Source organism: Streptomyces sp. NBC_00859 (assembly GCF_045161865.1).
Classification (GTDB): domain Bacteria; phylum Actinomycetota; class Actinomycetes; order Streptomycetales; family Streptomycetaceae; genus Streptomyces.
In genome coordinates, this window is sequence record NZ_CP108826.1 from 2,192,612 (window position 1) to 2,206,527 (window position 13,916).

10 protein-coding genes and 1 pseudogene are annotated in these 13,916 nt (G+C 70.2%); 5 read left to right on the forward strand and 6 right to left on the reverse strand.

What is annotated here, in order from left to right; translation table 11 throughout:
- Window positions 1-278: 278 nt before the first annotated feature.
- The 4 genes and pseudogenes from OG584_RS09060 to OG584_RS09075 all read left to right on the forward strand — a co-directional run.
- Window positions 279-1,412, forward strand: a complete 1,134-nt coding sequence (locus tag OG584_RS09060) for a globin domain-containing protein (protein WP_405776810.1) — start codon at window positions 279-281, stop codon at window positions 1,410-1,412.
- Window positions 1,409-2,194, forward strand: a complete 786-nt coding sequence (locus tag OG584_RS09065; RefSeq protein WP_405776812.1) for a pyridoxamine 5'-phosphate oxidase family protein — start codon at window positions 1,409-1,411, stop codon at window positions 2,192-2,194. The genes OG584_RS09060 and OG584_RS09065 overlap by 4 nt, the downstream gene beginning before the upstream one ends.
- Window positions 2,195-2,345: 151 nt before the next feature.
- Window positions 2,346-2,864 carry a MarR family winged helix-turn-helix transcriptional regulator gene (locus OG584_RS09070; RefSeq protein WP_405776814.1) on the forward strand — a complete coding sequence of 173 codons (519 nt, stop codon included), beginning with the start codon at window positions 2,346-2,348 and terminating at the stop codon, window positions 2,862-2,864.
- A 329-nt stretch (window positions 2,865-3,193) separates the two neighbouring features.
- Window positions 3,194-4,651 (forward strand): annotated as a pseudogene (locus OG584_RS09075) (glycoside hydrolase family 30 protein); the annotation flags it as partial.
- 126 nt (window positions 4,652-4,777) lie between these two features.
- On the opposite strand, the gene cimA reads toward OG584_RS09075, so the two are convergent.
- From cimA to ureA, 6 genes are all read right to left on the reverse strand, one after another.
- Window positions 4,778-6,385: a citramalate synthase gene (cimA, locus tag OG584_RS09080; protein ID WP_405776816.1), complete on the reverse strand. Its 1,608-nt coding sequence runs from the start codon at window positions 6,383-6,385 to the stop codon at window positions 4,778-4,780.
- Between the two features lie 339 nt (window positions 6,386-6,724).
- Complete coding sequence (locus OG584_RS09085; protein ID WP_405776818.1) at window positions 6,725-8,056, reverse strand: MFS transporter; 1,332 nt, start codon at window positions 8,054-8,056, stop codon at window positions 6,725-6,727.
- Window positions 8,057-8,167: 111 nt separating this feature from the next.
- Window positions 8,168-8,779, reverse strand: coding sequence for a TetR/AcrR family transcriptional regulator (locus OG584_RS09090; protein ID WP_405776819.1), 612 nt, complete (start codon window positions 8,777-8,779; stop codon window positions 8,168-8,170).
- A gap of 39 nt (window positions 8,780-8,818) precedes the next feature.
- Window positions 8,819-9,850 carry an agmatine/peptidylarginine deiminase gene (locus tag OG584_RS09095; RefSeq protein ID WP_405776821.1) on the reverse strand — a complete coding sequence of 344 codons (1,032 nt, stop codon included), beginning with the start codon at window positions 9,848-9,850 and terminating at the stop codon, window positions 8,819-8,821.
- Between the two features lie 109 nt (window positions 9,851-9,959).
- A complete protein-coding gene (locus OG584_RS09100; protein ID WP_405776823.1) occupies window positions 9,960-11,624 on the reverse strand; it encodes an urease subunit alpha in 1,665 nt (554 codons plus the stop codon).
- Entirely contained in the window at window positions 11,621-12,304 is a 684-nt protein-coding gene (gene ureA / locus OG584_RS09105) for an urease subunit gamma (protein ID WP_405776825.1), read from the reverse strand. Before ureA ends, OG584_RS09100 begins: the two co-directional genes overlap by 4 nt.
- Before the next feature lie 143 nt (window positions 12,305-12,447).
- On the opposite strand from ureA, the gene OG584_RS09110 reads away from it, so the two are divergent.
- On the forward strand, window positions 12,448-13,905 hold the full coding sequence (locus OG584_RS09110; RefSeq protein WP_405776827.1) for a cytosine permease: 1,458 nt from the start codon (window positions 12,448-12,450) through the stop codon (window positions 13,903-13,905).
- Window positions 13,906-13,916 lie beyond the last annotated feature (11 nt).

Sequence of the window (13,916 nt, forward strand, 5' to 3'; positions counted from 1 at the left end):
GAGCTGGGAAAACACATGACGGACAGACCGGACCTGAGCGGTATACCCGGCGCGGCCGCCGACCATGCCGCGTCACACCCGTCAACCGGCGCACTGTGAGGGAGTCGCCGCCCAGCGGCGGCGGCTGGTTCCGCCGAGGCCCCATCCCTTCCGAGCACGCGGCGCACAGCGTGCCGCCGCCCGAGCCGCCTCCGCGGACCGCAGCGCAGCCCGCGGCCCCGCCGGAGGCGACGGCCGACGGCCAACGGGACGTAGCGCTCATCCGGGCCAGTCTGGAGGTGGTCGAGCCACAGATCGCGGACGTCACGGTGTACTTCTATGCCATCCTCTTCGCCCGGTATCCGGCGGTTCGCGAGCTCTTCCCCGCCAATATGGACGCGCAGCGGGACCGGCTGCTGCGGGCGCTCCTGCGCATCGTCGAGCTCGTCGACGATCCCGAGAACCTGACGCGCTTCTGCTCGCACCTGGGCAGGGACCACCGGAAGTTCGGGACGCAGAGCGCCCACTATCCGGCGGTGGGTGAATGTCTCCTCGACGCCCTGGCGCGTTTCGCGGGGCCCGCCTGGAACGAGGAGCTCGCCGGGGCCTGGGGACGGGCCTACACGGCGGCGGCGAACATCATGGCCGGGGCCGCCGAACAGGACGCCCAGCGCTGCCCGGCCGTCTGGGAGGCCCGGGTGACCAGGCATGTGCTCCACCCCTCCGGCATCGCGGAAATCACCGTGCGCCCCGACCAGCCGTACGGCTACACCGCGGGCCAGTACCTGAGTCTCGAGTCGCCGTGGTGGCCCAGGGAATGGCGCCATTACTCCCCGGCCAACGCGCCCCGCGCAGACTCGTCCATGACCTTCCACATCCGGGCCGTCCAGGACGGCCGGGTCAGCCAGGCCCTCGTCCACCACACGGCCGTCGGCGACCGGCTGCGGCTCGGCCCGCCCCAGGGCGACATGGCCATCGACCCCGCCTCCCGTGACGACGTGCTCTGCGTCGCCGGAGGCACCGGGCTCGCCCCCATCCGGGCCCTGATCGAAGAGGTGTCCCGGCAGGGCATGTCGGACCGGCGGAGTGTCGATCTGTTCGTCGGCGCGAGGACGGCCGAGGAGCTGTACGGACTCGACGACATGCTCCGTATGTCCCAGCGTCTGCCCTGGCTCACCGTCCGTGCGGCCGTCTCCGAGGAGAACATCGTGGGCCGCACCGGCTCGCTCCCCCAGGTACTGGCCGAGTTCGGCCCCTGGGACCGGCACGAGGCGTATCTCAGCGGCCCCCAGCAGATGATCGCCGCGTCCGCCGACGTCCTGCTCCGCCGCGGTCTCCCGCCGGCCAAGCTGCACTACGACCCGTGGGGTGCGCCCGCCCTCGCCTCGTCTCTGCGCCATGCCCGCGCTCAGGAGGAAGTCGATCAGCCGTGACCACATATGACGAAACCTTCGGCTCCCCCGGGGAGCGGCTGCTGCAGGAATCCCTGGGGACGGCGGACCGCGCCTCCGGCTTCTACGAGAAGCAGATGCGGCCCTGCCTCACTCCGGCCATGCGTGACTTCATCGCGCGGCAGTACATGGTCTTCCTGTCCACCGCGGACGCGCACGGCGAGTGCGACGCGAGTTTCCGCTCGGGGCCGCCGGGATTCGTCATCGCCATCGACGACCACACCCTCACCTACCCGGAGTACCGGGGCAACGGGGTGGTGGCCAGCGCGGGCAACATCACCGAGAACCCGCACCTCGGCATGCTCTTCATCGACTTCACCGAACACCACATCGGTCTGCACGTGAACGGGCGCGCCCAGGTCTACTCGGCCCACCAGCATCACGCCCTGTATCCGCACCTGCCCGTCGACACGGCGCCCGGCAGGCAGCCTCAGATGTGGATACACCTGTCGGTCGAAGAGGCGTACATCCACTGCTCCAAGCACATCCCGCATCTGGAGCCCGCGCCGCGGCCGCGCGTCTCGCCGGACGAGCGGCCCAAGGACGCCGAGTACTTCACCGGGGAACGGCGCCCGACGCAGCCCGCGTATCCCGCACAGCCCGCGTATCCCGCCGCACAGCCCGAATCCCCCGCACCGCCCGTACCGCCCGCGTCCCCCGCACGCCACGCGGCTCCCCCGCGCCATGCCGCCGCCGGGGGCGAGAACGCCTCCGAGGCGCTTCCACGGACGCGGCGGCAGCGTCTCCTGAACCTTCTGCGCTGACCGCCCGGACCGCACCCATGAAAGACTGTCCGGGCGGCCCCATGCCGTCAGCCCGACTTCAGCGCTGCCCCCGGCACACAGGGGGCAGCTCCACGGATCACGTATCGGTCAGCGTCGCGCACTGACACAGATGATTCGGAGTACCCCAGCCATGGCTCTGTCCCGTAAAGCCTCGAACTCACGGCCTCAGCCGGCCGCTGACGTGTCCTCCGAGGTCATCGAGCTGCTGGAGGTTCTCTGGGAGCACGGCAGAGACGCCGTCTCGCCCGCGCCCGTGTCCACGTCCCAGCTGAGAGTGCTGTACACGCTGGACCGCGAGGAAGGTATCAACCAGCGGTCGCTCGGCGAGGTGCTGGGCGCCGCCCCCTCCTCGGTCAGCCGGCTGTGCGACCGGCTCCAGGCGCTGGGCTTCGTCGAGCGCTCCCCCAGCCCGGTGAGCCGTCGGGAGCTGGAGCTCAGGCTCACCGCGCAGGGCAGGACCTACCTCCGCGACCTGCGCGCCCAACGGGAGGAAGCCCTGCTGGCGGCCATCGCGACCATGCCCGCGGCGACCCGGCAGGCGCTGGTCGAGGGCCTGACGGGTTTCCGGCACGCCCTGGAGACCACATCGCCCGTCGCCGCGCCGGACCGCGGCGACACCCGGTGGGGAGCCCACGGGATGCCGGCCTAGTCCGGACGGCCCGTTCCCGTCCGCAGCTTCCCACCGCACCGCATCGTGCCGGGCCGTCGGCCCGCGCACTGGTGTCAGGCAGCGGTGTCGCGCCGACGTCGCGCCGCGAGTAAAACGCACCCCCTGAGTGCCGTCAATACTTCACACCGCAATTGGTCCAGACCGAGCTTTCCGGCAGGCCGGAACCGTCTTTCGTTCAGGTCATGAAGCCGTACCTATTGACGTGGACACGCTATGCGCAGTTCACTCACGCAGCGATCGACGGCACTTCCCCGGCATCTCCCCCACATCTGCCAGAAAGGCAGCTGCCCATGATCCGACCGGCATCCATGAGCCGCCTCACCCGGACACTCCTCGCGGGCGTGCTCGCGACAGCGGGTCTCACCGCGCTCACCACCGGCCACGCGCACGCATCGGGCGAGCAGATGAACATCTGGCTCACCACCACCGACGACGCGGGGGGACGGCATGTCACCCGCGGCCTGGAGCAGCAGACCCCGCTCACGTTCCAGTCGGGCGGCGGCGGCAGCGGCGAGAACATCGACATCGACGAGGGCACCCGCTACCAGACGTTCACCGGCGGCGGCGCGGACTTCACCGACACCGCGGCCTGGCTGATGAACAGCAGCGGCGCCCTGTCGCAGGCCACCCGTGACGCCACGATGAAGAAGCTCTTCTCCCCCGCGGACGGCATCGGACTGTCCTTCGTCCGCAACCCGATGGGCGCTTCCGACCTGGCCCGCACCGGCTACACGTACGACGACATCCCGGCCGGGCAGACCGACCCGGCGCTGTCCCGCTTCTCCGTGGCACACGACGAAGCGGACGTGCTGCCGCTGACCAAGCAGGCCAAACAGCTCAACCCCGGGCTGACCACGATGGCCTCACCATGGACTGCGCCCGCCTGGATGAAGGACAGCGGTGCGCTCAACGGCGGCTGGCTGAAGGCCGAGGACTACGGGGCGTACGCCGACTACTTCGTGAAGTACCTCCAGGCCTACCGCGACCAGGGCGTCCCGGTGGACTACGTCACCCCGCAGAACGAGCCGACGTGCTGCGACGGCTATCCGTCGATGAGCTGGAACGGTTCCGGGCTCGCGTACTTCACCAAGAACGACCTGCTGCCGAAGCTCCAGGCGGCCGGTCTCTCCACCAAGGTCCTGGCGCTGGACTGGAACTGGGACAAGTACGACGAGTACGCGGCCCCGACCGTGGACGACGCCGCGATCCGCGACCACCCGAACTTCGGCGGGGTCGCGTGGCACGGATACGGCGGCGACGTGGGCAAGCAGACGGAGGTCCACGACAAGTACCCGCAGACGGACGCCTTCGACACCGAGCACTCCGGCGGCACCTGGGTCACCGATCAGCAGCACGACGACATGTACAACATCATCGACTACACACGTAACTGGGGTAAGTCGGTCATCAAGTGGTCACTGGCGGTCGACCAGAACCGCGGTCCGCACAACGGCGGTTGCGGCACCTGCGACGGATTCGTCACGGTGCACAACGGCGACAGCCGAAGCGGGCAGGTGGACTACAACATCGAGTACTACACGATGGGCCACCTGACGAAGTTCGTCCGTCCGGGGGCGACCAGGATCGCTTCGACGGCGAGCACCTCCGTACCGAATGTGGCGTGGCGCAACACAGACGGTTCCAAGGCGCTCATCGCGTACAACGAGAGCACTTCGGCGAAGGAGGTCACGGTGAACTGGGGCGGCCGGCACGCGACGTACTCGCTGCCCGGCCGTACGTCGGCCACCTTCACCTGGCAGGGGACGGCAGGTTAGACGGCACCCCCGTTCCGGGCTCCGGGCGGGCTTGGAGGAGCGCTTCAAGCCCGTCCGGCGTTCGACGGCATCCCGCGTGCCGCGTGCGAGGGCGGCCGGCACCGCAACGCCCGCGCCCTACTCCGGCGGTTCCACCCCGGCCCGCAGCAGCCCGTACGTGTACGCGTCCTCCAGCGCCTGCCAGGAGGCAGCGATCACGTTCTCCGCGACACCCACCGTCGACCACTCCGCCTCGCCGTCACTCGTCGTGATCAGCACGCGGGTCGTCGAATCCGTACCGTGCCTGCCCTCCAGGATGCGGACCTTGTAGTCCGTCAGCTCCAGCTTCGCGAGCTGGGGGTAGATCCGCTCCAGGCCGACCCGCAGCGCCCGGTCGAGCGCGTTGACCGGGCCGTTGCCCTCCGCCGTCGCGACGATGCGCTCGCTCTTGGCCCACAGCTTCACGGTCGCCTCGTTGGCGTGCGTCCCGTCGGGGCGGTTCTCCACGATCGCGCGCCACGACTCGGTCCGGAAGTAGCGGCGGGCCCGGCCCTCCGCCTCCTCGCGGAGGAGCAGTTCGAAGGAGGCGTCCGCAGCCTCGTAGGTGTAGCCCTGGAGCTCGCGTTCCTTGACGCGGTCGACGACCCGTGCGACCAGCCGGCGGTCGTCGCCCAGGTCGATGCCCAGTTCCTTGCCCTTGAGCTCGATCGAGGCCCGGCCCGCCATGTCGGACACCAGCATCCGCATGGTGTTGCCCACCTGTTCGGGGGCGATGTGCTGGTAGAGGTCGGGGTCGACCTTGATCGCGGACGCGTGCAGCCCCGCCTTGTGCGCGAAGGCGGAGACACCTACGTACGGCTGGTGGGTGGAGGGCGTGAGGTTGACGACCTCGGCGATGGCGTGCGAGATCCGCGTCATCTCGGCCAGCGCGCCCTCGGGGACGACGGTCTTGCCGTACTTCAGCTCCAGGGCGGCGACGACCGGGAAGAGGTTGGCGTTGCCGACCCGCTCCCCGTATCCGTTCGCCGTGCACTGGACGTGGGTCGCGCCCGCGTCGACGGCCGCGAGGGTGTTGGCGACGGCGCAGCCGGTGTCGTCCTGGGCGTGGATTCCCAGGCGTGCGCCGGTGTCGGCGAGGACCGTGGCAACGACCGCCTGGATCTGGGCGGGCAGCATCCCGCCGTTGGTGTCGCAGAGGACGACGACGTCGGCGCCGGACTCCGCCGCCGCCCGCACGACGGACTTGGCGTACTCCGGGTTGACCTTGTACCCGTCGAAGAAGTGCTCGCAGTCGAGGAAGACGCGCCGGCCCTGCGCGTGCAGGTAGGACACGGAGTCACGGACCATCGCCAGGTTCTCGTCGAGCGTGGTGCGCAGCGCCAGTTCCACATGGCGGTCGTGGGACTTGGCCACCAGGGTGATCACCGGGGCGCCGGAGTCCAGGAGCGCCTTGAGCTGCGGGTCCTCATCGGCGGGGGTGTTGGGCCGGCGGGTGGCGCCGAAGGCCACCAGCTTCGCGTGCTGGAAGTCGATCTCCTGCTGCGCACGGGCGAAGAACTCCGTGTCGCGGGGGTTGGCGCCGGGCCAGCCGCCCTCGATGAATCCCACGCCGAAGTCGTCGAGGTGCCGGGCGATCGTCAGCTTGTCCGAGACGGTGAGGTTGATGCCTTCGCGCTGCGCGCCGTCGCGCAGCGTCGTGTCGAAGACATGGAAACTGTCGTCCGTGGCCTTGGCCTCTGTGGTCATGCTGATCTGACTCCTGTCGGATGGGTGGATCCGGACTGTCTGGCTCCACTTGCCCCCATCTTCGCGTGCGCCCCGTTCCCGGCCGAGGTGGGGCCTGGAAACGAAAAAACCCCTCGCGGGTGCGAAGGGTTGGCGCGCGGGTCTGGGGCACGATGGCCGTGCCGTACATGGTGGTACGGACGCGGTCACTGCGGACCGGCGCGCCTGCTGCCGATAATCATGGCGAACGAGGACACAGTCGCAGTCTGCCATACGGCCCACGCCCGTCAGCGGGAATCTCACGATCCGGTCAGACCGGAGCGCGGGCGTGGTGGAAACCACGCCCGCGGCCGCGCGCTTTCACAGCGCGGACGGGCTCGTCTCCCCCAGGCTTTCCGGCGCCCTGGGCCCATCTGCCACTAGGGACGCCCGGTTCAGGTCGATGTCACGAGTCTCCCGCATGGTGAGATACACCACCAGGGAGACGGCCGCGCACCCGGCCACGTACCAGTAGAACCCCGACTCGGCCCCGGCCCTCTTGAACCAGAGCGCGACGTACTCCGCGGTGCCGCCGAAGAGGGCGTTGGCCACCGCGTACGGCAGCGCGACGCCCAGCGCGCGGATGCCGGTCGGGAAGAGTTCGGCCTTCACACACGCGTTGATCGATGTGTACCCGGTGACGATGAGCAGAGCGAGCAGCGCCAGGCCGAACGCAGGCCAGAACGTCCCGGCGTGCTTGAGCATCGTCATGATCGGCACGGTCAGGAACGTCGATCCGACCGCGAACGTGACAAGCAGCGGGCGGCGGCCGATCCGGTCCGAGAGGATGCCCGCCAGCGGCTGGACGCACATGAAGACGAACAGCGCGCAGAAGCTGACCAGCGAGGCGGTCGACTTGCTCATGCCGGCGCTGGAGGACAGGAACTTGGTGAGGTAGGTCGTGTACGTGTAGTACGCGACGGTGCCGCCCATGGTGAGCGCCATCACCAGCACCGCTTCCCGCCGGTGCGCCCAGAGCAGCTTGAGCGTGCCGCGGCTCTCGTCGGCCGCCGCTCCGGACTCCGCGTACACCTCGGTCTCCAGGAGCGAGCGCCGCAGGTAGAAGACGACGGCCGCGCCGACGGCCCCGACGACGAACGGGATGCGCCAGCCCCAGCTGTGCAGCGCGTCGTCGGACATGGAGCGCTGGAGGATGATCTGCAGCCCCAGGCCGACGAGTTGGCCGGCGGTCATGGACACGTACTGGAAGCTGGAGGCGAAGCCGCGCTTGCCGGGGGCGGACGCCTCGGTGAGATAGGTGGCGCTGGCCGCGTACTCGCCGCCGACCGAGAGCCCCTGGAGCAGCCGGGCGACCAGCAGCACGGCGACACCCCCGTACCCGGCGACCCCGTAGGTGGGAGCGATCGCGATCAGGATCGCCGATGCCGACATCAGGCTGACGGTCAGGGTCAGCGCGGCCTTGCGGCCCCTGCGGTCACCGGTGCGGCCCAGCAGCCAGCCGCCGACGGGCCGCATGAAGAATCCGACGGCGAAGATCCCCATGGTGTTCATGAGGTTCGCTGTCTCGTTCCCCTTCGGGAAGAACGCGTCGGCGAAGTACACCGCGAAGGTCGCGTACACGAACCAGTCGAACCACTCGACCATGTTGCCGGCCGAACCGACCCAGATCTTCTTCCACTGCTCTCGTCCCATGAGGACCCACGGTGGCGCAGCCGCCCGAGGGCTCACAAGAGGGCCGCACGCAACGATCATGCGTACTTGCGTGCGTTGTGTTCTCCGGGCGCCGTCGGCAGGCCGCCGCTCTCACACCGGCGGAGCGAGCGCGTCGTCGATGAACTCCCTCACGTGGGCGAGGACTTGGGGACGGTCCGAGCCGGGAAGCGCCATCGCGACATGCGTGCTGAAGCCGTCGAGCAGCGCCCGTATCCGTGTCGCGAACCGCTCGGTGTCGACCGCCCGCAGCTCGCCCCGCGACGCTCCCTCGACGAGCAGCGCGACCAGGTCGCGGTGCCAGGACAGCTCGATGTCGAGCAGCCGGGCACGGGTGTCGTCGTCGACGCCGTGCGCCCGGTTCCACAGCTCCAGCCAGAGCGACCAGTGCGGGTCGCGGGGGCCCGCCGGGATGTACAGGTCGACGTAGGCGTCGATCCGTTCACGTACCGGCACCTGCAGGGCGAGCGCCGTCCGGCGCTCCATGCCGAGCAGCTCCTCGCTCCATTCGAGGGTCTGGAGGAGCAGCTCGTCCTTGGTACGGAAGTAGTAGAGGAGGTGGCCGCTGCTCATCCCGACCTCGCGCCCGAGCCCCGCCATGGTGAGCCTCTCCAGACCGGCGGCGGCGATACTGGCCATGGCCGCGGCCAGCAGGCTCTCGCGGGGCGGGGCGTTCTTGCGTGCGCGGGCCGCCGGTTCGTTCATGTCGCCCAGAATATGGGATGCCCCGGCGGCCATCGCGTCCTATCCCGCCTGCTGTCCCGGGCCCACCAACGGCTGCTGCTGGGTGATGCAGTGGATCCCGCCGCCACCCGCGAAGATCGTCCGGGCGTCGGCCTGGACCACGGTGCGGTCCGGGAAGAGACCGCGGAAGATTTCCGCCGCCTCCTCGTCCCTGGGGTCGTCGAACGAGCAGAGCACCACTCCCCCGTTGCAGAGGTAGTGGTTGATGTACGAGTAGTCGGCCCAGCCCCCGTCGGCCTCCAGGACGGTCGGGGCGGGTACCTCCACCACCTCGAGCGGGCGGCCCCTGGCGTCGGTCTCCGCCCGGAGCTGCGCCACGATCCCCTTGCACACCTCGTGGTCGGGGTGGGCGGGGTCGGGCTGGGTGTGGGCGACGACCACGCCGGGCCGCACGAACGCGGCGACGATGTCGACATGTCCCCGGGTGCCGAACTCACCGTAGTCGCCGCTGAGTCCGCGCGGCAGCCAGATCGCCTTCGTCGTACCGAGCCGGGCATGGATCTCGGCCTCGACCTGGTCGCGTGTCCAGTCCGGGTTGCGCTCGGGGCCGAGCTGCACGGTCTCGGTCAGCAGGACGGTGCCCTCACCGTCGACGTGGATCGCGCCGCCCTCGTTGACCAGCTCCGAGGCGTGGGTCTGCGCCCCCGCCAGGTCGGAGACGTACGCGCCGATCTTGGCGTCGTGCCCCCAGCGCGCCCAGGACTGGGCGCCCCACCCGTTGAACGTCCAGTCCACCGCGGCCAGCCGTTCGCCGTCGGTGACGAAGGTCGGGCCGATGTCCCGCATCCAGGCGTCGTCCAGCTCACGCTCGACGAGGTCGATGTCCGGGCCGAGCAGCATACGGGCCTGTACGGACTGGCCGGGTCCTGTCACCACCGTCACCGGCTCGAAGTAGCGGACCGCGCGTGCCACGGCAGCCCAGGCCTCACGCGCCTGAGCCAGCCCGACCGCGTCGTCGAAGGTGGGGTTGGGGCCGGGCCAGGCCATCCAGGTGCGCTCGTGCGGGGCCCACTCGGGCGGCATACGGAACATGGGCGGGTCCTCCGGGGGAGTCGGGAAGGCGCTGAGGCGGATGACGGACTGTGCGGATCGGCTGTGCCGGTCAGTGGTGCGGATCAGCTGTACGGATCAGCTCCGCGGATCAGAGGAAGTACAGGCGGTTGAGCGGGACCGAGTCGGCCGGCTGCGACTCCAGCGGGTCGCCGTCGAGTGTGACGAGACCGGTGCGCTGGTTCACGTCCACCGCTCCCGTCCGGGAGTTGAGGCGCAGGTCGGCCGGGCCGATGCCGCGGGTGCCGCGTACGGCGACGCGCCGGCGGCGGGTCGGCATGTGGTCGCTGCCCAGATCGATGGCGGCCTGTGCCACGAAGGCGACGCCCAGGTCCGCGGCTGTCGCCCCGTAGGACCCGAACTGCGGTCCCAGGATCAGCGGCTGGCAGGTGTCGGTCGCCGCGTTCGGGTCGCCGGTCACTCCGTACGCCGGGAAGCCCGACTTGAGGACGAGCTGCGGCTTCGCGCCGAAGGAGTCGGGGCGCCACAGCACGATGTCCGCGAGCTTGCCCGTCTCGATCGAACCGATCTCGTGGGAGAGGCCGTGCGCGATGGCCGGGTTGATGGTCAGCTTGGCCATGTAGCGCAGGACACGGGCGTTGTCGTCGTCGCCCTCGGCGCCGCGCTCGGCCTTCATCTTTCCGGCCATCGCGAAGGTCCGGCGCACGGTCTCACCCGCGCGCCCCATGCCCTGGGCGTCCGATGAGGTGATCCCGATGGCACCCAGGTCGTGCAGGACGTCCTCGGCCCCCATCGTCCCCGCGCGGATCCGGTCGCGGGCCATGGCGGCGTCACCGGGCAGATCGGTCTTCAGGTCGTGGACGGAGACGATCATCCCGTAGTGCTCGGCCACGGCGTCCCGGCCGAACGGCAGCGTCGGGTTGGTGGACGAGCCGATGACATTGGGGACCCCTGCCATCTTCAGCACGTTCGGGACATGGCCGCCGCCGCACCCCTCGATGTGGAAGGCGTGGATCGTGCGGCCTTCCAGGACGCTCAGGGTGTCCTCGACGGAGAGGCACTCGTTCAGCCCGTCGCTGTGCAGGGCGACCTGGACGTCGTACTCCTCGGCGACGCGCAGCGCGGTGTCCAGGGCGCGGGTGTGCGCGCCCATGTCCTCGTGCACCTTGAAGCCGGAGGCGCCGCCCTCTGCGAGCGCCTCCACCAGCGGGGCCGGGTCGGACGACGAACCGCGCGCCAGGAAGCCGATGTTGACCGGCCAGGCGTCGAAGGCGTTGAAGGCGTGGCGCAGTGCCCAGGGCGAGTTGACGCCGACGCCCCAGACCGGGCCGAACTCCTGGCCGATGATGGTCGTCACGCCGGAGGCGAGCGAGGCCTCCATGATGCGCGGCGAGAGCAGATGGACATGCGCGTCGACCGCCCCCGCGGTGGCGATCAGCCCCTCACCGGAGACGATCGAGGTGCCGGTGCCGACAACGACGTCGACCCCGTCGAGGGTGTCGGGATTCCCGGCCCGCCCTATAGCGGAGATCCGGCCCTCACGGATACCGATGGACACCTTGCGGATGCCCTGCACCGCGTCGATCACCAGTACGTTGCTGATCACGACGTCACAGGTCTCGCGGACCGCGGCGGCCTTGAGGTGCAGACCGTCGCGGGCGGTCTTGCCGAATCCGGCGAGGAACTCGTCGCCGGGCCGCTGCGCGTCGGACTCGACCCGGACCGTCAGCCCGGAGTCGCCGAGGCGGACCCGGTCGCCGGCCCGGGGGCCGTGCACGGCTGCGTACTCACTCATCGTTCCGCTCCCAGATATCCGCAGGCCGCCGCGCGCCGCAGGGCCTCTTCCTTCGCGCCCGGCGCGTCCAGCTCCCCGTCGACCAGTCCCGCGAACCCGATCGCGATCCGGGCGCCGCCGATCGGGACCAGCTCCACTTCGGCGCTCTCGCCGGGCCCGAACCGGACGGACGAGCCCGCCGGCACACACAGCCGCATGCCGTAACCGGCGGCGCGGTCGAAGTCCAGCCGGGGGTTGGCCTCGAAGAAGTGGAAGTGCGAGGTGACGCTGACCGGTACGGACGCGGTGTTGCGCACGGTCAGCGTCACCTCGGGGACCAGGTCCGGGTAGCCCGGACCCGGCAGCACCGCGCCCGGCGCCTCCTCACCCAGGGAACCGCCGCCGATGGGGTCGGCGATCACGGCGAGCCGCGACCCGTCGTCGAATACGGCCTCGACATGCACCTCGGTGACGACATCGGCGACGCCGGGCAGCACATCGCCGGGGCCGAGCACCGCGCGCGCCGCCTCGATCGCCTCGGCGAGGCGGCGCCCGTCACGGGCGGCCTCACAGACCGTGTCGGCGATCAGCGCGGTCGCCTCGGGGACGTTGAGGCGCAGCCCGCGCGCACGGCGCGCCCGTGCCAGCTCCGCGGCGCCGAACAGCAGCAATCGGTCGCGCTCCGTCGGGGTCAGTCTCACGCCCACTCACTTCCATCGATCATGGATTTGAACGCCACTCTAACCGTAAACAACGGCTATAGAAAGAACAGAAACCATTGACATGCGAATGCGGAGCGCATGAGATTGAGCGGCACTCAAACAGACGAGCGGAGAGGTACCTCGTGCCGATCGAACAGCGCGGAGTCGACACCATCCCGGACGCGGAGCGCACCAGCGGTCCACGCGATGTCATCAGCATCCTCCTGGGTTCCAACCTCTGCCTGGGTGTGATCATCTTCGGCTGGCTGCCGGTCTCCTTCGGCCTCGGGCTCTGGCCCGCGGTCACCTCCGTCGTCGCCGGTACGGTCGTCGGCACCCTGCTGACCGCACCGCTGGCACTGGTCTCGCTGCGGACCGGTACCAACCTCTCCACATCGAGCGGCGCGCAGTTCGGCGTACGCGGCCGGCTCATCGGATCGGTCGTCGGCCTGCTGCTCTCGCTCGGCTACACGGCGCTGACCCTGTGGACGGGCGGCGACGTGATGATCGGGGCGCTCTCCCGGCTCACCGGGCTGCCCGACAACGGCTGGATGCACGCACTCGTCTACGCGCTGCTCGCCGCCCTCACCGTCACCGGGGCGGTGTACGGGTACCGGATGCTGCTGCGCCTCAGCAAGGCGCTCGCCGTCGGCATGACGGCCCTGCTGGTGATCGGGCTCTTCGCCTACGCCCCCCACTTCACCACCGCGGCGGCGCCGCACAGCACCTATCTGCTCGGCTCCTTCTGGCCCACCTGGTTCCTTTCGGCGGTCGCCGCCGGACTCAGCGGGCCCATCGCCTTCATCACCCTGCTCGGTGACTACACCCGGTACGTGTCGCCGCGCCGCCACACCTCCCGCAAGGTCCTCACCGCCACCTGTCTCGGCCTGATCGTCGGGCTTCTGGTGCCGCAGCTCTTCGGCACGTACACCGCACTGGCGGCCCGCTCGGCCGTCGACTTCGCGGGACCGCTCGTCGCCGCTTCGCCCGGCTGGTACCTGATCCCGCTCCTGCTCGCGGCGTCCGCCGGTTCGATCGGCAACGCGGGGCTGATGCTCTACTCGATGGGCCTGGACCTCGACGCGATCCTGCCGCGCGCCACCCGTGCGCGGGCCACCCTGGTGGTGGCCGCCGTCGCCACGGCCTTCGTCTTCGTCGGCCACTTCGCCTGGGACGCGCAGTCGGCCATGACCTCGTTCGTCCTGCTGCTCACAGCCGTCGGCACGCCCTGGGCCGTGATCACCGTCATCGGCTACGTCCGGTGCCGCGGCCAGTACGACCCGGACGCCCTCCAGGTCTTCAACCGCCGGTCCAGGGGCGGCGTCTACTGGTACCGCTCCGGCTGGAACGTCCAGGCGGCGGTGGCGTGGGCGGCCGGCGCGGCCGTCGGTCTCGCCGCGGTCTCCACCCCGTTCTACGAGGGCCCCCTGCTGCACCTCACCGGCGGGGTGGACTGCAGCTTCCTCTTCTCGGGCGCGGTCGGCGGGCTCGTCTACTCGGCCCTGACCGCGCGCACGGCCGCAGCCGGTGCTCTCGCGGTGACCCCGGCAGGACCGGCGGACCCTTCCGAGACCCCTGCCGGAGCGCTCGCGGAGTTGTAGCCTCACGGTCC

What these genes read in the sequence shown, in the direction of transcription:
- OG584_RS09070 (WP_405776814.1), top strand. Translation starts at nt 2,346, where the DNA reads ATGGCTCTGTCCCGTAAAGCCTCGAACTCACGGCCTCAGCCGGCCGCT.
- cimA (WP_405776816.1), bottom strand. Translation starts at nt 6,385, where the DNA reads ATGACCACAGAGGCCAAGGCCACGGACGACAGTTTCCATGTCTTCGAC.
- OG584_RS09085 (WP_405776818.1), bottom strand. Translation starts at nt 8,056, where the DNA reads ATGGGACGAGAGCAGTGGAAGAAGATCTGGGTCGGTTCGGCCGGCAAC.
- OG584_RS09090 (WP_405776819.1), bottom strand. Translation starts at nt 8,779, where the DNA reads ATGAACGAACCGGCGGCCCGCGCACGCAAGAACGCCCCGCCCCGCGAG.
- OG584_RS09095 (WP_405776821.1), bottom strand. Translation starts at nt 9,850, where the DNA reads ATGTTCCGTATGCCGCCCGAGTGGGCCCCGCACGAGCGCACCTGGATG.
- OG584_RS09100 (WP_405776823.1), bottom strand. Translation starts at nt 11,624, where the DNA reads ATGAGTGAGTACGCAGCCGTGCACGGCCCCCGGGCCGGCGACCGGGTC.